Origin of the sequence: Ralstonia soli (assembly GCF_023955655.1) — a bacterium.
Taxonomy (GTDB): domain Bacteria; phylum Pseudomonadota; class Gammaproteobacteria; order Burkholderiales; family Burkholderiaceae; genus Ralstonia; species Ralstonia soli.
Genome location: NZ_JAMXHT010000007.1, coordinates 241,870 through 257,317, shown reverse-complemented (window position 1 = coordinate 257,317; position 15,448 = coordinate 241,870). Strand labels below are relative to the sequence as shown.

General features: G+C 65.3%; 11 protein-coding genes. 9 read left to right on the top strand and 2 right to left on the bottom strand.

What is annotated here, in order from left to right:
* Window positions 1-45: 45 nt before the first annotated feature.
* Entirely contained in the window at window positions 46-1,680 is a 1,635-nt protein-coding gene (locus tag NG900_RS19715; protein WP_252683055.1) for an APC family permease, read from the bottom strand.
* Between the two features lie 360 nt (window positions 1,681-2,040).
* Between NG900_RS19715 and NG900_RS19710 the strand changes: the two genes are divergently transcribed.
* Entirely contained in the window at window positions 2,041-3,396 is a 1,356-nt protein-coding gene (locus NG900_RS19710) for an MATE family efflux transporter (protein WP_252683054.1), read from the top strand.
* A gap of 28 nt (window positions 3,397-3,424) precedes the next feature.
* Here NG900_RS19710 and NG900_RS19705 read toward each other — a convergent pair whose 3' ends face one another.
* A complete protein-coding gene (locus tag NG900_RS19705; protein WP_252683053.1) occupies window positions 3,425-4,033 on the bottom strand; it encodes a helix-turn-helix domain-containing protein in 609 nt (202 codons plus the stop codon).
* Window positions 4,034-4,120: 87 nt separating this feature from the next.
* Between NG900_RS19705 and kbl the strand changes: the two genes are divergently transcribed.
* The 8 genes from kbl to NG900_RS19665 all read left to right on the top strand — a co-directional run bounded on the left by kbl (window position 4,121) and on the right by NG900_RS19665 (window position 15,306).
* Window positions 4,121-5,338, top strand: a complete 1,218-nt coding sequence (kbl, locus tag NG900_RS19700; protein WP_252683052.1) for a glycine C-acetyltransferase — start codon at window positions 4,121-4,123, stop codon at window positions 5,336-5,338.
* Window positions 5,338-6,339, top strand: a complete 1,002-nt coding sequence (locus NG900_RS19695) for an NAD-dependent epimerase/dehydratase family protein (RefSeq protein WP_252683051.1) — start codon at window positions 5,338-5,340, stop codon at window positions 6,337-6,339. Before kbl ends, NG900_RS19695 begins: the two co-directional genes overlap by 1 nt.
* An 82-nt stretch (window positions 6,340-6,421) precedes the next feature.
* A complete protein-coding gene (locus NG900_RS19690; protein WP_252683050.1) occupies window positions 6,422-6,715 on the top strand; it encodes a hypothetical protein in 294 nt (97 codons plus the stop codon).
* Window positions 6,716-7,284: 569 nt separating this feature from the next.
* Window positions 7,285-8,253 carry a LuxR C-terminal-related transcriptional regulator gene (locus NG900_RS19685; RefSeq protein WP_252683049.1) on the top strand — a complete coding sequence of 323 codons (969 nt, stop codon included), beginning with the start codon at window positions 7,285-7,287 and terminating at the stop codon, window positions 8,251-8,253.
* A gap of 73 nt (window positions 8,254-8,326) precedes the next feature.
* Window positions 8,327-10,783, top strand: coding sequence for a poly-beta-1,6 N-acetyl-D-glucosamine export porin PgaA (gene pgaA, locus NG900_RS19680; protein ID WP_252683048.1), 2,457 nt, complete (start codon window positions 8,327-8,329; stop codon window positions 10,781-10,783).
* A 5-nt stretch (window positions 10,784-10,788) separates the two neighbouring features.
* The gene (pgaB, locus tag NG900_RS19675; protein WP_420804171.1) at window positions 10,789-13,005 is read left to right on the top strand and encodes a poly-beta-1,6-N-acetyl-D-glucosamine N-deacetylase PgaB; all 2,217 of its coding nucleotides are present in this window, start codon (window positions 10,789-10,791) and stop codon (window positions 13,003-13,005) included.
* A 1-nt stretch (window position 13,006) separates the two neighbouring features.
* Window positions 13,007-14,293: a poly-beta-1,6-N-acetyl-D-glucosamine synthase gene (gene pgaC / locus NG900_RS19670; RefSeq protein WP_252683047.1), complete on the top strand. Its 1,287-nt coding sequence runs from the start codon at window positions 13,007-13,009 to the stop codon at window positions 14,291-14,293.
* On the top strand, window positions 14,290-15,306 hold the full coding sequence (locus NG900_RS19665) for a PgaD family protein (protein ID WP_252683046.1): 1,017 nt from the start codon (window positions 14,290-14,292) through the stop codon (window positions 15,304-15,306). Before pgaC ends, NG900_RS19665 begins: the two co-directional genes overlap by 4 nt.
* The last annotated feature ends 142 nt before the right edge of the window (window positions 15,307-15,448 follow it).

Here is a 15,448-nt window from a genome sequence, read left to right as displayed (position 1 = left end):
CCGGCAAGCCGGTCGGGCGTTCTTTATGCAGCGTGGGCGTGGGGCTCAGGTGCCTTGGGGAACACCGCGCGGCACGCGCTGGCCGCGTTGCGGTGCAGCCTCTTCATGCACGCTGTCCACCTCTTCCAGATAGCGCGTATGCCAGCCGCTGGCCACGCCCCAGTGGTAGAAGACCAGCGAGATGACCGCCACGATGCCCATGTCCCAGCCGTAGGGGATGAACCCGTGGCCGCCGAACTCCGTGCTGCCGCAGTACGACAGCGCGGCGATGGTCGGCAGGTAGGCGATCATCCACCAGGCGCCCTTGAGTTCGGTCTTGAAGTCGGGCCAGCCGGCCTTGGCCTGGTAGTAGAAGTACACGGGCAGGGCCACCAGCATCAGCACGATGATCTCGCCTGTGAGCGGCCACTTGGCCCAGTACAGGATCAGCGATGCGCACACGAACGCAAACGGCGCGATAAGCGACAGGCCCGCCAGGCGCAGCGGACGATGCAGCCCCGGCGACGTGCGGCGCAGCGACATCACGCTGATCGGCCCCGTCAGGTACGAGATGACCGTCGCCACCGAGATGACGGCCGCCAGTGCGCCCCAGCCGCGGAAGAAGAACAGGAAGATGAACGACACGCCCAGGTTGAACCACATGGCCGGACGCGCCACGCCAAACACCGGATGCACGCGGCCGAAGATGGCCGGCAGGGTGTTGTTGCGCTCCATCGCGTAGATCATGCGCGTGGTGGTGGCCATGTACGTGCTGCCGGTGCCCGAGGGGCTGACGAACGCGTCGATGTACAGGACGATGGCCAACCAGTTCAGGTTCAGCGCAATCGCCAGCTGGGCAAACGGCGAATGGAAGTCGATGCCGTGCCAGCCGCGCGCGAGCGACTCCGGCGGAACCGCGCCCAGAAACGCCACCTGCAGCGCCACGTAGATCACCGCCGCCAGCAGGATCGAGCCGATCACCGCGATCGGCACGTTGCGGCCCGGGTTGCGTGCCTCGCCCGCCAGGTTGATCGGGCTCTGGAAACCGTTGAAGGCGAACACGATGCCGCTGGTGGCAATGGCGGTCAGCACCGCAGACCAGCCGTAGGGCGCAAAGCCCTGGCCGCCGGTGCTGGTGCCGAAGTTGCCCGGGTGGAAACCCGCCGCAACCAGGGCCACCGCCGTGGCGGCCGGAATGATGAACTTGAAGACGGTGATGGCGTTGTTCGCCTTGGCAAACACCTTCACGCCCCAGTAGTTCAGCAGGAAGTACACGACGACCAGCACGGCGGAGAGCACCAGTCCAGGCGCCGTGAGCTCACCGTGCTGGAACAGCGACTGCGCCCACGGCCAAGGCCAGCTGCTCATGTACTGGATGGATGCCTCCGCCTCGATGGGGATGACGGTGACGATGGCGATCCAGTTGGCCCAGGCCGCCACAAAGCCCACCAGCGAGCCGTGCGAGTAGCGCGCATAGCGCACCATGCCGCCCGATTCGGGGAACATCGCGCCCAGTTCGGCATACGTCAGGGCAATCGCCAGGATGACGACGGCACCGATGATCCAGGTAAAGATGGCAGCGGGGCCTGCCACCTGTGCCGCATGGCCGGCGCCGAACAGCCAGCCCGACCCAATGATCGAGCCTAGCCCGGTCAGCATCAGTGCCCAGGCGCCGAGGTTGCGTTGTACGTTTTTTTCCAAAGGGAGTCTCCGCCCGGCGAGTCGGGGCTCGACGGGGCATCGCGGTCTAGTGACGATTCCGCTTAGTTCTACCGAGGCGATGCGGTTTGGGCATCGCCCACCGTCCTGCGCGGTGGGTGTCACCGAGCGGGACATGCGTGCACGGGTTGACGCGCAGCGTCATCCGAACCAGTCCGGCCGCGATGGAGGGGCAGAGCGCGATGGCTGCCCTCCGGGGGGATTCGCGTATAGTCACCGGCGACGTTGTGCGGGGTGCCGCACTTGCCGCCCGATGCCGGAGCTCGCAATGGGGCGCAATGATAGCGAAATCGCTGGCGGTTGCACCGCCTTTTTCACCGTTCATCGCAGTTTTTTATCGGCATGGAGTCCTCTTCCGTCACATCGGTTGCACCTGCATCACCTGCGCAGTGGCACCGGCGCGTGCTGACGCTGGCGTTTCCCATCGTCCTGGCCAATCTGACGCAGCCGATCCTGTCGGCGGTCGATACGGCCGTGGCGGGGCATTTGCCGGGGCCGGAATACATCGGCGGCGTGGCGCTGGGCGGCGTGTTCTTCAACTTCGTGTTCTGGGGATTCGGCTTCTTGCGCATGGGCACCACGGGGCTGGTGTCGCAGGCGCATGGGGCGGGCGATACGCAAGCGCTGCGAGCGAGCGTGGTGCGCGCGCTCTTGCTGGCGTTGGCCATCGGGGCGGCGCTACTGGTGCTGCAGGGGCCGGCCATCCGCCTCACGCTGATGCTGCTGGGGGCGAGCGACTCCGTCACGCGCATGGCCGAGGTGTATTGCCATGCGCGGATCTGGTCGGCACCGTTTGCACTGGCCAACTACGTGGTGCTTGGCACACTGCTCGGGCGCCAGCAGGTACGGCGCGCATTGCTGCTTCAGGTGTTCATCAACACGGTGAACATGGCGGCGGTGCTGGGCCTGGTGCTCGGCGCAGGCCTTGGCGTGGGAGGTATTGGCGGGGCGACGGCGCTGGCGGACATCGCCGGCTTCGCACTCGGCATGCTCTTGCTGTGGCTGCAACGGCCGGTGGGTTTGCCGCCGCTCACGCGCGCCGAGCTGCTCGCGCGGGATGCCTGGCGCCGCCTGATGGGCCTGAACACCGACATCTTCCTGCGCACGCTCTGCCTGCTGGCCGCCTTCGGCTGGTTTGCCCATGCAGGTGCCAAGCAGGGCGACGTGGTGCTGGCCGCCAACGCGCTGCTGCTCAACTTCCTGACCTTCATGGCCTATGGGCTGGACGGCTTCGCACACGCGGCCGAAGCGCTGGTGGGCGCGGCACTGGGTGCGCGGGATCGTACTGCGCTGCGCATGGCGATCCGCGTGTCGACGTTCTGGTCGGTGCTCGGGGCGGGGCTGTTTGCGGCGGTATATGCGCTGGCGGGTGCCGCCATCATTGGCGTGCTGACCGATCAGCCCGCCGTGCGCGAAGCCGCGCGCCATTACCTGGTGTGGGCCGCGCTGCTGCCGGTCGTATCGGTGTGGGGCTTTCAGTTTGACGGCGTGTTCATCGGCGCCACGCGCACGCGTGAACTGCTGGTGACGATGGCTGTGGCGGCTGCGGCGTTTTGGGGCTTGTCGGTCACGCTGCAGCCGCTGTGGGGCAACCATGGGCTGTGGCTGGCCATGCTGGGTTTCATGGCGCTGCGTGGGTTGATGCTCGGGGTGCTACTGCCCAGAGTGTTGCGGGCGCCACAGTTGCAAGCGGCCTAGGCAGCCTAGCCCCTTCGCCGCGCAGCCATTACTGCGCGTATTCGACCACCAGCAACGCCGTCGCCACCGTCTTGCCGGTATTCGAAATCGCGTGCTGTACATCACCTGGGTAGCGCGCCGATTCCCCGTGCCGCACTTTCTTCTCACTCGGGCCGGACTGCACCGTCACCGTGCCGCTCAGCACTGATAGGTGCTCCTTCGTCCCCGCTTCATGCGGCTCGGACGCCAGCACGCCGCCCGGCTGAATCGCCAGCTCATACCACTCAAACCGCGCCGCCAGCTCTACGGGGCCAAGAATCTTCAATTCGCACTTGCCATCCGGGCTTTTGATGACTGGGATGGAGTGAGCGGGGATGACCGTCACCGTGGGCGCCGCATCGGCCGCGCTTTCGGGCGAGAGGAAATCCGCCAGCCCCACGCCCAGCGCCGTGGCCAGACGCCACAGCACGGCGACGGTCGGATTGGCGAGGTTGCGCTCCACCTGCGAGAGCATCGACTTGGATACGCCCGCGCGGCGCGACAGCTCATCGAGTGAGAGCTTGCGCGTCTGGCGCAGCGTCTGCAGCTTGGCACCAACGGCCGGCGGGCCGTCGGCGAGGCCGTCGTCGAACGGACGGGTGGCGGGGGCTTGTGCCATCGGTTGGTATCTTGTAAATTGAACGAATTATTCGATATATCGAACTTGTTCGATTTATCGATCAACGCAGTCTACAGGAGCAGCACCATGGGGACAACGACAGCCAATGCGTCAACCGACGCCTTCTACGCGAACATCCGCCGCGAGCTGGAAGCGATCGAGGAGGCTGGTCTCTACAAGACCGAGCGCATCATCACCTCGCCGCAGGGCAGCGTGATCCGCACAGACGATGGCAAGGAGGTCATCAACCTTTGCGCCAACAATTACCTGGGTTTGTCGTCGCACCCCGAGGTGCTCAAGGCAGCGCATGAGGCGCTCGACACGCATGGCTTTGGCCTGAGCTCGGTGCGCTTCATCTGCGGCACGCAGGATCTGCACAAGACGCTGGAAGCACGTCTGGCCAAGTTTCTCGGTACGGAAGACACCATCCTCTACGGCTCGGCATTTGATGCCAACGGCGGCCTGTTCGAAACCTTGCTCGGCGCAGAAGACGCCGTCATTAGCGACGAACTGAACCACGCATCCATCATCGACGGCATCCGCCTGAGCAAGGCGCAGCGCTATCGCTACAAGCACAATGATCTGGACGACTTGCGCGTGCAATTGAAGGCGGCCGATGCCGCGGGCGCGCGCTTCAAGCTTGTGTTTACCGACGGTGTGTTCTCGATGGACGGGACGATTGCGCGGCTTGATGAGATCCGCGCCATCTGCGACGAATTCGGTGCGCTGCTCGGCATTGACGAGTGCCATGCCACGGGTTTCATGGGCAAGCGCGGGCGCGGCTCGCACGAGCACCGCGGCGTGTTCGGCAAGATCGACATCATCACCGGCACGCTGGGCAAGGGCCTGGGCGGCGCATCGGGCGGCTTCACCAGCGCGCGCAAGGAAGTGGTGGCGCTGCTGCGCCAGCGCTCGCGGCCGTACCTGTTCTCCAACACGGTGGCGCCGTCCATCGTCGGGGCCAGCATCAAGGTGCTCGACTTGCTGGAAGCCGATACCGCCCTGCGTGACAAGCTGGAAGCCAGCGCGCTGTACTTCCGCCACAAGATCGTCGAGCTGGGTTTCGACATCAAGCCGGGCGACCACCCGATCGTGCCGATCATGGTGTATGACGCGCAGAAGGCGCAGGCCTTGTCCAAGCGCCTGCTGGAACTCGGTGTCTATGTGATCGGCTTCTTCTACCCGGTGGTGCCGAAGGGGCAGGCGCGCATCCGCGTGCAGATCAGCGCGGTGCATGAGCGCGAGCAGCTCGACGCGGCGCTCAAGGCGTTCGAAACAGCAGGCAAGGAACTGGGGATCATCTGATGAGCACCGGCACTGGAACCACCGGCACGGCGCCGCGCATCCTCATCATCGGCGCCAACGGACAGCTGGGCACCGAACTGGCCGCCGCACTGGCCGAGCGCTACGGCAACAACAACGTGGTGACCAGCGACATGGTCCCCAAGGGACGTCACCCGCAGATCCGCCACGAGACGCTCGACGTGACGGACCGTGGCCAGTTGCGCGAGATCATCGAGCGCCACGGCATCACGCAGATCTATCACCTGGCGGCGGCGCTGTCGGCAGCGGCGGAGCAGTCGCCCACATGGGCGTGGCAGCTCAATATGAACGGCCTGCTGAACGTGCTGGAAGCTGCCCGCAACCACCAGCTCGAACGCATCTTCTGGCCGAGTTCGATTGCAGCCTTTGGCCCCACCACGCCTGCAGACAACACGCCCCAGAGCACGATCATGGAGCCCAAGACCGTGTACGGCATTTCCAAGCTCGCGGGCGAGGGTTGGTGCCGTTGGTATTTCGAACACCACGGCATCGACGTACGCAGCCTGCGCTATCCGGGGCTGATCTCATACAAGACCGCGCCCGGCGGCGGCACGACGGACTACGCCATCGACATCTTCCATTCGGCGGTGAAGGGCGAGCGCTACACATGCTTTCTGGAGCATGACGAGGCCTTGCCCATGATGTACATGCCCGATGCCGTGCGCGCGACCATCGAGCTGATGGAGGCCCCGGCCGAGTGCATTACCGAACGCGGCAGCTATAACCTCGCGGGGGTGAGCTTTACGCCCGAGCAACTGGCGGGGGAAATCCGGCGGCACCGTCCGTCATTCGATGTGGCCTACGCGCCGGACTTCCGCCAGGCGATTGCCGCCAGCTGGCCCAACTCCATTGACGACACCCGGGCCCGGCACGACTGGGGCTGGCAACCTGAATTCGGCCTGGCCGAGATCACCGCCGATATGCTGAAGAACCTGGCCCATCTGGCGACCCCAGGTGAGGCGGACACCACCCAGAAAGCCTAGGCAATGTCTGTTGGGGGAAATGCGGGCGTTCCCCCAGTGTGTTTTCTGTTTCGCTTCGATCGGTTGTGTTCAACAATGCAGCATGGCCATCACATCTCATCCACGCCGCATGCCTTGCCCGACGCCCGACGATCGCCGCGCCTCCACCGACCCGGCCCCGCGTCATCGCGACGATCCGCCGCCTGCAAAGCGGACGTGGTGGGTGCCCGTGGTGCGCACCTCGGTGGCGGCCTGCCTGGTGGCGGCCATTCCGCATACGTCGATCCAACTGCCGTTTGCCGATGGCGCGTGGATACTGCATACCGCAGCTGCCCTCATCTTCATGGTGGGCGCGATCGACAGCCTGTTCCTCTTTGCCATGCGCAACAAGCCCTGAAGGGGCGCATCGGCCCTCTGACCCGCGTTCACATCGCATCGTATGTGGCGCCTGCTTCGCTCCCTCGGTAAGTTTTAAAACAGGTTGTAAAAACGTTCAGACGACATCCGGCCGCAGGATCACGCCCGCGTCACTTGTCATGCATTCGTAACCGGGTCGTTACAGGGAATCGTCGTTTACGCGGCGGTGCAGCATATCGTTTAGCTGCCCGGCGATCCTTTGCCAGCGCGGCTCTCGGCCGTCCCTCACGCTGCGCTTTTTGTGCCGGAAATGTAAGCAGATGTTGCGCTGCACGGCCCTGGCCCGATGTTTGCTCAATGTCCTGCGGTCACTCTGCGTGTGCAGGGCGTTTCCGCCACATGCAGAACACGTTCTACCCATAAGCGAATCCGGGGCCCGCGCGGTCTCCACGGCATTCGCACTTCGCTTCTCCACAGCCGGCGTATGGCCGGTGGCAGGGCGCTTCTCTCGGACGGTCCCGGGGTTTCGACGGTCATGCGCGTGTTCGCTCGCTGCGGCAGGCCTGCGCGCGTTTGACCGGAATCGCTTCACAAGAAAACGAGGAAACCATGAAAGCAGTCCTGCTGGAGAATCATCCGTTGCTGCGAGCCGGACTTGCGCAATTGCTCGCGCATCCCACCCTCGGCCTGGAGGTCGTCGCCCCGGTACTGCCGGCTGATGAGCCGGGCGAACTGCATGTTTGCGATGAGCGCGCCGATCTGCTTGTCGTCGGTCTGGACGAGGCGAGTGCCCCGGTCGACGTCGCCCAGTTGCGCGAGGCCATTGCCCGCAGCGAAGCCAGTCGCGTGGTAGTGCTCGCGGCCAGCGTGTCTGCCGAAGAGGCCCATGTCGCCATGACGTGCGGCGTGGACGCTTACGTTGCCAAATCCCAGTCCCCCGAGGTGCTGCTGGCCACGTTGCGGCTGGTGCTGGCCGGCGGCCAGTCTTATCCGGCGGTGATGCCGCGTGCGGCCAACACTGCCATGCCGATGCTCACGCTCGATGCATCGGAAGCGGCACAGCGGCTCAATGTGTCGCTGCGGCAATACGAAGTGCTCGTGTTGCTCTCGCGCGGGCACTCGGTCAAGGGCGTCGGGCGTCTGCTGGGTATTTCCGAAGCCACCGTCAAGACGCACGCGTGCACGCTGTACCGGCGCCTGAGCGTGCGCAACAAGAGCGAGGCGGTGTACGCCGCCATGCGCCTGGGCATTCCGCTTGAACTGCAAGGCACGGCTGTGCCGTCTTCGCAGACATCGGTCCAGGTGTCTGCAGAGGCGGATGACGCGTTCGTGCAAACCACTGCACCTGCAACTGTATCGGCGCCGTACGCGCTTCAGGCCGGCCGGCCCGCGCAGGATGCAGTGATGGTCTCCTCATCCCCCCAGCCGGGAGCGCCCGATCCGGGTGCCGAAGCGGGCGCTGAATCGCGCTGGGCGGCCATGACACGCGCATTTGGGGGCGTGACCGGCGGCGTGACGCCTGCCAAGTCGATGCGTGCCCCCGTGCGCACCGCCAACGGTACGGCGCGCCTGGGCTGACTCTGCCCGGGCAGCTCTTCATGCACTGCGGATGCCGCGCACGTGCGCGCTCCGCTCACTGGACATGACAACAATGACAACCCACGAGCCCATTTCCTCGATGCCGGCCGAGCGCACCGGCACGGCCGCAGTATGGCACCCCCGCCGCTGCGCAATCGCCGCGGCCACCGTTGTGGTGGTCGGCTCGGCGCCCGTGTTCGCACACGCTGCCGATGATGTTTCCAACGCGGCCACGCGCCGCCTGATCGACTCGCAACTGACCGACGCCGCCGCCAAGGGCCCGGCCACTTTTGCATCCACCACGGTGGTGGTGGCCGGCGGTGAGGATCTGCCGACGTCTCCGGCCGCATCGATGCTGGTGGCCCAGCAGCCCGCGCCAACTGCGGATGCGCCGGCAACAACCTCGCCCGCAACAACGTCACCGCCGCCCGCGCCGATGCCGGCCGCCGAAGCTGCGCCGCCTGCGCCGACGTCGCCCACGGTGGTGCTGCCGCCGGGCGTGCCGTCGCCGGATGCGGCGGCACCTGCCATGCAAACCCCCGCTGCGCCGGCGGGCCCGAGCGCCCAAGGCCCGGGCGCGCTGGAACCGCTGCAGGTGTCGCCGGAAGCGGCCAGTGCGGCAGCTACGCATGCCGCCGGCAATGCGCCCGACAACGCCCAGACCGGCCCGTTGCCGACGGACCGCCAGGCCTTTCACGATGAAGTCATGCGCGAGTCGCGCGAGGGCGCGGCCACGCTGGCCCAGGAGAACCTGCGCCAGCATCCTGACTGGTTCACGGAGGCCGAGTCGTGGCATGTCGACCATGCCGCCGCGGCGCAGCGCATCCGCTGGGGCCGCCAGCAGTTGAAGGTGATCAACGGTCCCGAGCGCTTCGTCATCATCGACCAGGCCGTGGCCGAGATCGAAGCGCTGCTCAAGAAGGTGCCCGACACGCCCGAGAACGCGGAATTCCGCCAGGAGATCGTGGCGGACGAAGTGGTGGCGCTGGCCTCGCGCGGGCGCATGAAGGATGCCGTCAAGCGCTACGAAGCCATGTCGCAGACCGGCAAGGTGCCGGCCTACACGCGTGTGGCGGCGGGCGATGCGTATGCGTATCTCGATACGCCGGACAAGGCGGCAGCCGCCTACTCGCGCGCCCTCAAGGATGCGGGCCCGGGCGAGATCGAAACCGGGGACGTCCAAGAAGGCCTGTTCTACGCGCTGCTCGACACGGGGCGCTTTGAAGAGGCCCGAGCGCTGCTCGACAAGATGAAGGCTGACAACCCGGAATACGTGCGCCTGGCGCCCGAAGCCGGCACGCCCAACCCGGACTACTCGCGCGTCAAGCGTCTGGAAGCGCAGTACCTGGTGCTGACGGGCCGCACGCACCAGGGTATTTCGGAGATGGACAAATGGCGGCACGAAGCACCGTTCGCTGCATCACTGGTGAGCGCGCGTGCCGATGGCGCCATGGTGCAGGCCGAGCCGTATCGCTCGCGCGAGATGTACAAGACCGCGCTGGCCGAGCACCCCGACGACCTGAGCGTGGTGGCCGGCTATGGCCGCGCATCGCTGGCGGTGGACGACCTGAAGACCGCCAAGGACACCGCCAATGGGCTGGACGAGCGCTTTCCCGAGAACGGTTCGGTGCATGCGCTGCGCAAGGATCTGGATGTGTACCAGAGCCCGCAGCTCATCATCCAGTCGACGGCGGACAAGGGCAATTCGGTGTTCGCCAACAACGAATATGGCGTGGACACCAAGGCTTACAGCAGCCCGTTCGCCGATCACTATCGCCTGTTCTTCCACAACTTCGCGGGCCGCGCACAGTTTGACGGTGCATCGCAGAGCCGCGTGCGCAATGGCGCGGGCGTGCAGTGGTTCGACACCGGCGTGGAGGTGAACGGCGAGGTGCACCAGTCCGTCGGATCGGCAGGCAAGACCGGCGGCACGCTCGATGCAACGTGGATACCGAGCGACCACTGGAAGGTGTCGGGCATGGCCACCACCGACGACCTTGAGGTGCCCTACAAGGCGTACCAGGTGGGCGTGACCGGCAAGACGCTCTCCGGCAACGTGCGCTACACGTGGGATGAAACGCGCTACGCCTCGCTCACGTACGGCGTGTCGCGCTACTCCGACAGCAACCTGCGCCAGCGCTGGGGCGCGAATTTCTATCAGCAGGTGTTCGTCTCGCCGCGCCACACGATCGGTGTGCTCTTTGGCGCCGACACCAGCAGCAACACGATGACGGGCCTGAACTACTTCACGCCGTCTCGCGACTACAGCGGGCAGGCCACCGCCATCTGGTCGTGGACACCCTGGCGTTATGCCGACAAGTCGTTCACGCAGCGCGTTTACCTGACCGGCGGCATGTACAACCAGCAGTCGTTCGGCAACAGCCCGATGTACGAAGCGCGGCTGGAGCACGTGTGGCAGATCAGCCGCAAGACGCAGGTCTCTTACGGCATCGGCTTTGGCCGCCATCGCTACGACGGCCAGCCCGAGAACCGCAAGTTCCTGTACCTGAACCTCAACATTCCGCTGTGATGCCCATGCAACTCTCCCGACAAACGTCATTGCGACGATTCTTCGCCTGGATGGCCCTGACCGTGGCACTGGCCTTCGTGGCTGCAGTGCGTCCGGCCGCCGCCGTTCAGGTGGACTTCCTGCCCAAGCCTGATCCGGACGACGGCAAGACCTTCCGCGTGCTGTGCTTTCACGACATCCGCGACAATCTGCGCGCCAGCTTCGAGACCCTGCCCGATGGGTTTGCCGTCGACACGAAGATGCTGACGAACATGTTCAGCTGGATCCAGGCCAACGGCTACCACCCGGTCACGCTCACGCAGATCGACGCGGCGCGCAACGGCGGCAAGCCGCTGCCCAAGCGCCCGATCTTGCTGACGTTCGACGATGGCTACGAGAGCCACTACTCGAAGGTCTTCCCGCTGCTCAAGCAATTCCGCTTCCCCGCAGTGTTCGGCTTGGTGACGGAATGGACCAACGCCCCCCCGGGCGCGAAGATCAAGCTGTCGGACAAGCAGATCGTGCCGCGTGATTTCTTCATGAACTGGGATCAGATCCGCGAGATGCAGGCGTCCGGCCTGGCGGAGTTCGCCACCCACACGCACGACATGCACCACGGCGCGCTGGGCAATCCGCAGGGCAACGAGATGCCGACCGCGACCACGCATGAATACCTGCCCAAGCTCGGCCGGTATGAAACCGACGACGAATACCGCAAGCGCGTGCGGGCCGACCTGCAGCGCAGCATCGACATCATCCAGAAGAACGTCGGCGCCAAGGTGCAGACCGTGGTGTGGCCGTATGGCGCCCACAACCTGATGGCTGACCAGGAGGCCGCCAACGTGGGCCTGAAGTACATGCTCACGCTGGAGCCGGGCCCGAACACGCCGGATGTGCCGCTCACCGCCATCCGCCGCAGCCTGATGGGTTACGACACCAACACGGGCGACCTTGAGCGCTCGCTGCGCGAGCCCGTGACGCACCACGGCATGATCAACCCCGTGCAGCGCGTGGTGCATGTCGACATGGACTACATCTACGACCCGGACCCGAAGCAGCAGGAGGCCAACCTCGGCAAGCTGATCGATCGCATCAAGGACCTCGCGCCGCGCGTGGTCTACCTGCAGGCCTTTGCTGACCCGAAGGGCAATGGCGCGGTAGACGCGGTGTACTTTCCGAACCGCCACATGCCGATGCGTGCGGACCTGTTTTCGCGCGTGTCGTGGCAACTGAAGACGCGCGCGAAGGTGGAGGTGTATGCATGGCTGCCGATGCTGTCGTACAAGCTGCCGGCCAACAACCCGGCCGCCACGCATCTCGTGCAGGCCGTGCCAGGCGCGCCGCAGAAACCGGGCACGGTCAAGCCGCCACGGCTGTCGCCGTTCGATCCGCAGGCGCGCCAGATGATTCGCGACATCTATGAAGACCTGGCCAAGAACGCGACCGTCGACGGCATCCTGTTCCACGACGATGGCGTGCTCGACGACTACGAAGATGCCAGCCCCGCCGCGCTCAAGGCCTACGAGGCCATGGGCTTGCCGGGTGACATCAATCAGATTCGCCAGTCGCCCGAGCTGATGCAGAAGTGGACGCGTGCCAAGACCGCTGCGCTGATTTCGTTCTCGAAAGAGCTGACCTCGGTGGCGCAGGGTTACCAGAACGGCCGCGACATGCTGACCGCGCGCAACATCTTCGCGAGCCCGGTGCTCGACCCCAAGGCCGAAACCTGGACGGCGCAAAACTATGACGATTTCCTGGAGGCGTACGACTACGTGGCGCTCGAAGCCATGCCGTACATGGAAGAAGCCAAGGACCCGAAGGATTGGATGAAGAAGCTGACGGCGGCCGTGGCCAAGCACAAGGATGGCCTGAGGAAGACCATCTTCGAGTTGCAGGCCGTGGACTGGCGCAACAACGACAAGCCGATCCCGACCACCGAGCTGCGTGACCAGATGCGAGCGCTGCGCTCGGCAGGCGCCCTCAACTATGGCTACTACCCGGATGACTTCATCGCCGGCCGGCCCGATACCGAGGTGCTGCGTGACGTGATGTCCCTCAAGACATACATCGAGACACGCAAGCCGCCTGGCGGCGACAAGGGCAGTGTTGAAAAGCTCAACAGCACGTCGCTGCCGCAGAGCCAGCCGCCGAATGGGGCCACTGCGGCCAATGCGGCTGGAGCGGACAAGAAGCCGGCGACGACCGAAGCGGCCACGTCGTCCAACACCAAGGCGGGAGGCTGACATGGAAGTGGACTTCCTTCTGGCCAAGCGCTGGATCTCCGACTTCGTCTTCTACTACCCGTTCTTCATGTCGTATTTCTGGATGATCGGCGGGCTGCTGCACTACTTCCTGCTCGAACGGGGGACGGAGCACGTGCGGCACCCGCTGGCACTGCTGGGAGTGAAGAGCTACCCCAAGGTGTCGATCATCGTGCCTTGCTACAACGAGGAGGCCAATGTGCGCGAGGTGATCAGCCACCTGGCCCGCATGCGCTATCCGAACTACGACATCATCGCCGTGAATGACGGCAGCTCCGACCGCACCGGCGAGCGGCTGAACGAACTGGCCGCGGAGTATCCGCAGCTGGTGGTGATTCACCAGTCGTCCAACCAGGGCAAGGCGATCGGCCTCACCACCGCCGCGCAGGTGACCGACGCCGAATACCTGATGTGCATCGACGGCGATTCGATCCTCGACGTGGACGCGATCGCCTGGATGATCCGCCACCTGATGGAGAACCCGAACGTGGGTGCGGTGACGGGCAATCCGCGCATCCGCACGCGCTCGACGTTGCTCGGGCGCATGCAGGTGGGCGAGTTCTCGTCGATCGTGGGGCTCATCAAGCGCACGCAGCAGGTGTATGGCCGGCTGCTGACGGTGTCGGGCGTGGTGGTGATGTTCCGCAAGCACGCCATCGAGGATGTCGGCTACTGGAGCAACGACATGCTCACCGAAGACATCGACATCAGCTGGAAGCTGCAAGTGGGCGGCTGGATGATCCGCTATGAGCCGCGCGCGCTGTCGTGGATCCTGATGCCCGAGACCTTCCGTGGCCTGTACAAGCAGCGCTTGCGCTGGGCCAAGGGCGGCATCCAGGCGCTCATCAAGTATGCGCCCGCCATGCTGAGCCTGCGCCAATCGATGATGTGGCCGATCTTCTTCGAATACGCGCTGTCGGTGGTGTGGGCGTACAACATGCTGATCGTCATTACGTGGTCGATCGTCAGCTTCTTCATCGAGTTGCCGCCCGAGTGGCGCATGGAAGCCCTCCCGCGTTGGCACGGCACGCTGCTCTTCATCACGTGCGTGCTGCAGTTGCTGATCGGCTGCTTCATCGATCGACGCTACGACGACAACATCCTGCGCTACTTCATCGACACGGTCTGGTATCCGGTGGCGTTCTGGATCCTGAACCTTGTCACCACGGTGGTCGGCTTTCCGGCCGTCGCCTTCCAGCGCACACGCGCCCGTGCCCGCTGGACCAGCCCTGACCGGGGTATCCAACAACAACAGGGGAATTCGCCATGACCATGCTCGTCATTGATGTCTCACGAAACTCGATCCGACAGTCGTTCTCGGACAAGGGTGTCGTCGGCACCCTGCACCATGTGCTGTGGTTCCGCATCTTCCGGCCGGTGCTCGTGATCTCGATCTGGGGGTTGCTGGGCCTGTATGTGGGCTACTCCATCAGCAGCGTGGGCCCAAGCGGCCTGCCATTCGAGCAGCTGCGCATGTACGGGAACGTCATCGCTGGCATGGGTGGCGTGCTGGTGGTGTGGATGATCCTGTCGCGGCTGGATCGTGCCATCCGCCGCAAGATGACGCGTGCGCCGGTCTTCCGCCCGACCGTGGCATCCGGCAGCTCCACGGCCGCGTCGCGCGCGGCGCGGCATGGCGATCAGCAGCCGGCCTGGCAGCGCCCGCGCAACACGCGCCTGATGGTGGTCGACCACGACGATGACGGCGATATCACCCACGTGCGCTCGTGGCAGGAGTGGTCGGGCCGGCCGGCACCCGCCGGCACCGCCACGCCGCCGACGCCATTTACCCGCAGCCCCGAGTATGACCCGGACGAGCCCGTGCTGGCGGCGAGCCCCGTCAGCCAGGCCATCGTCCTGGAGAACATCGACCGCGAAGAGCCGACGCTGGTACGCGCGGATGTGCCTTCACCGCAGCCGCTGGCTGAGGTGAAGGCCGTGGCAAAGGCTGTGGATGAGGTGACGGCCGATGCTGCGGGCTTCCATCGCTTTGGCTATCGCGGCCGCCTTGGCCGTAGCGATTGGGTGGAGCCGCAGGCACCCTCGCAGACGTATGCCATGCGTCCGGGCATGGCCCGCCACTACGGCAGCGTGACCGCCGTGGTGCATGGCCGCGCGGCTGCGCAGGCGGCTGAACGCGTGACCGAACGCCACCGTGCTTTGCACGCATTCGGCGCGCACGCACAGCTGGACGATCCGTATGCGCGACTCGAACGCTACGAGCGCGTGGACCCGCTGCACGGCTTCGGCCGCCGCGCCAACATCGTCGCTCCTGACGTGTAAGCGGGCCCCACCGAACCAGCCTCCGCGCCCCGGGCGATGCGAATCGCCGGGGCGCATTTTTTTGGCAAATTGATTTAGCGCAAACGGAGGAGAACGCCATTGCGTGCACTGCGCAATCGTTGCCGCCGGTGCCTTGTGCAGC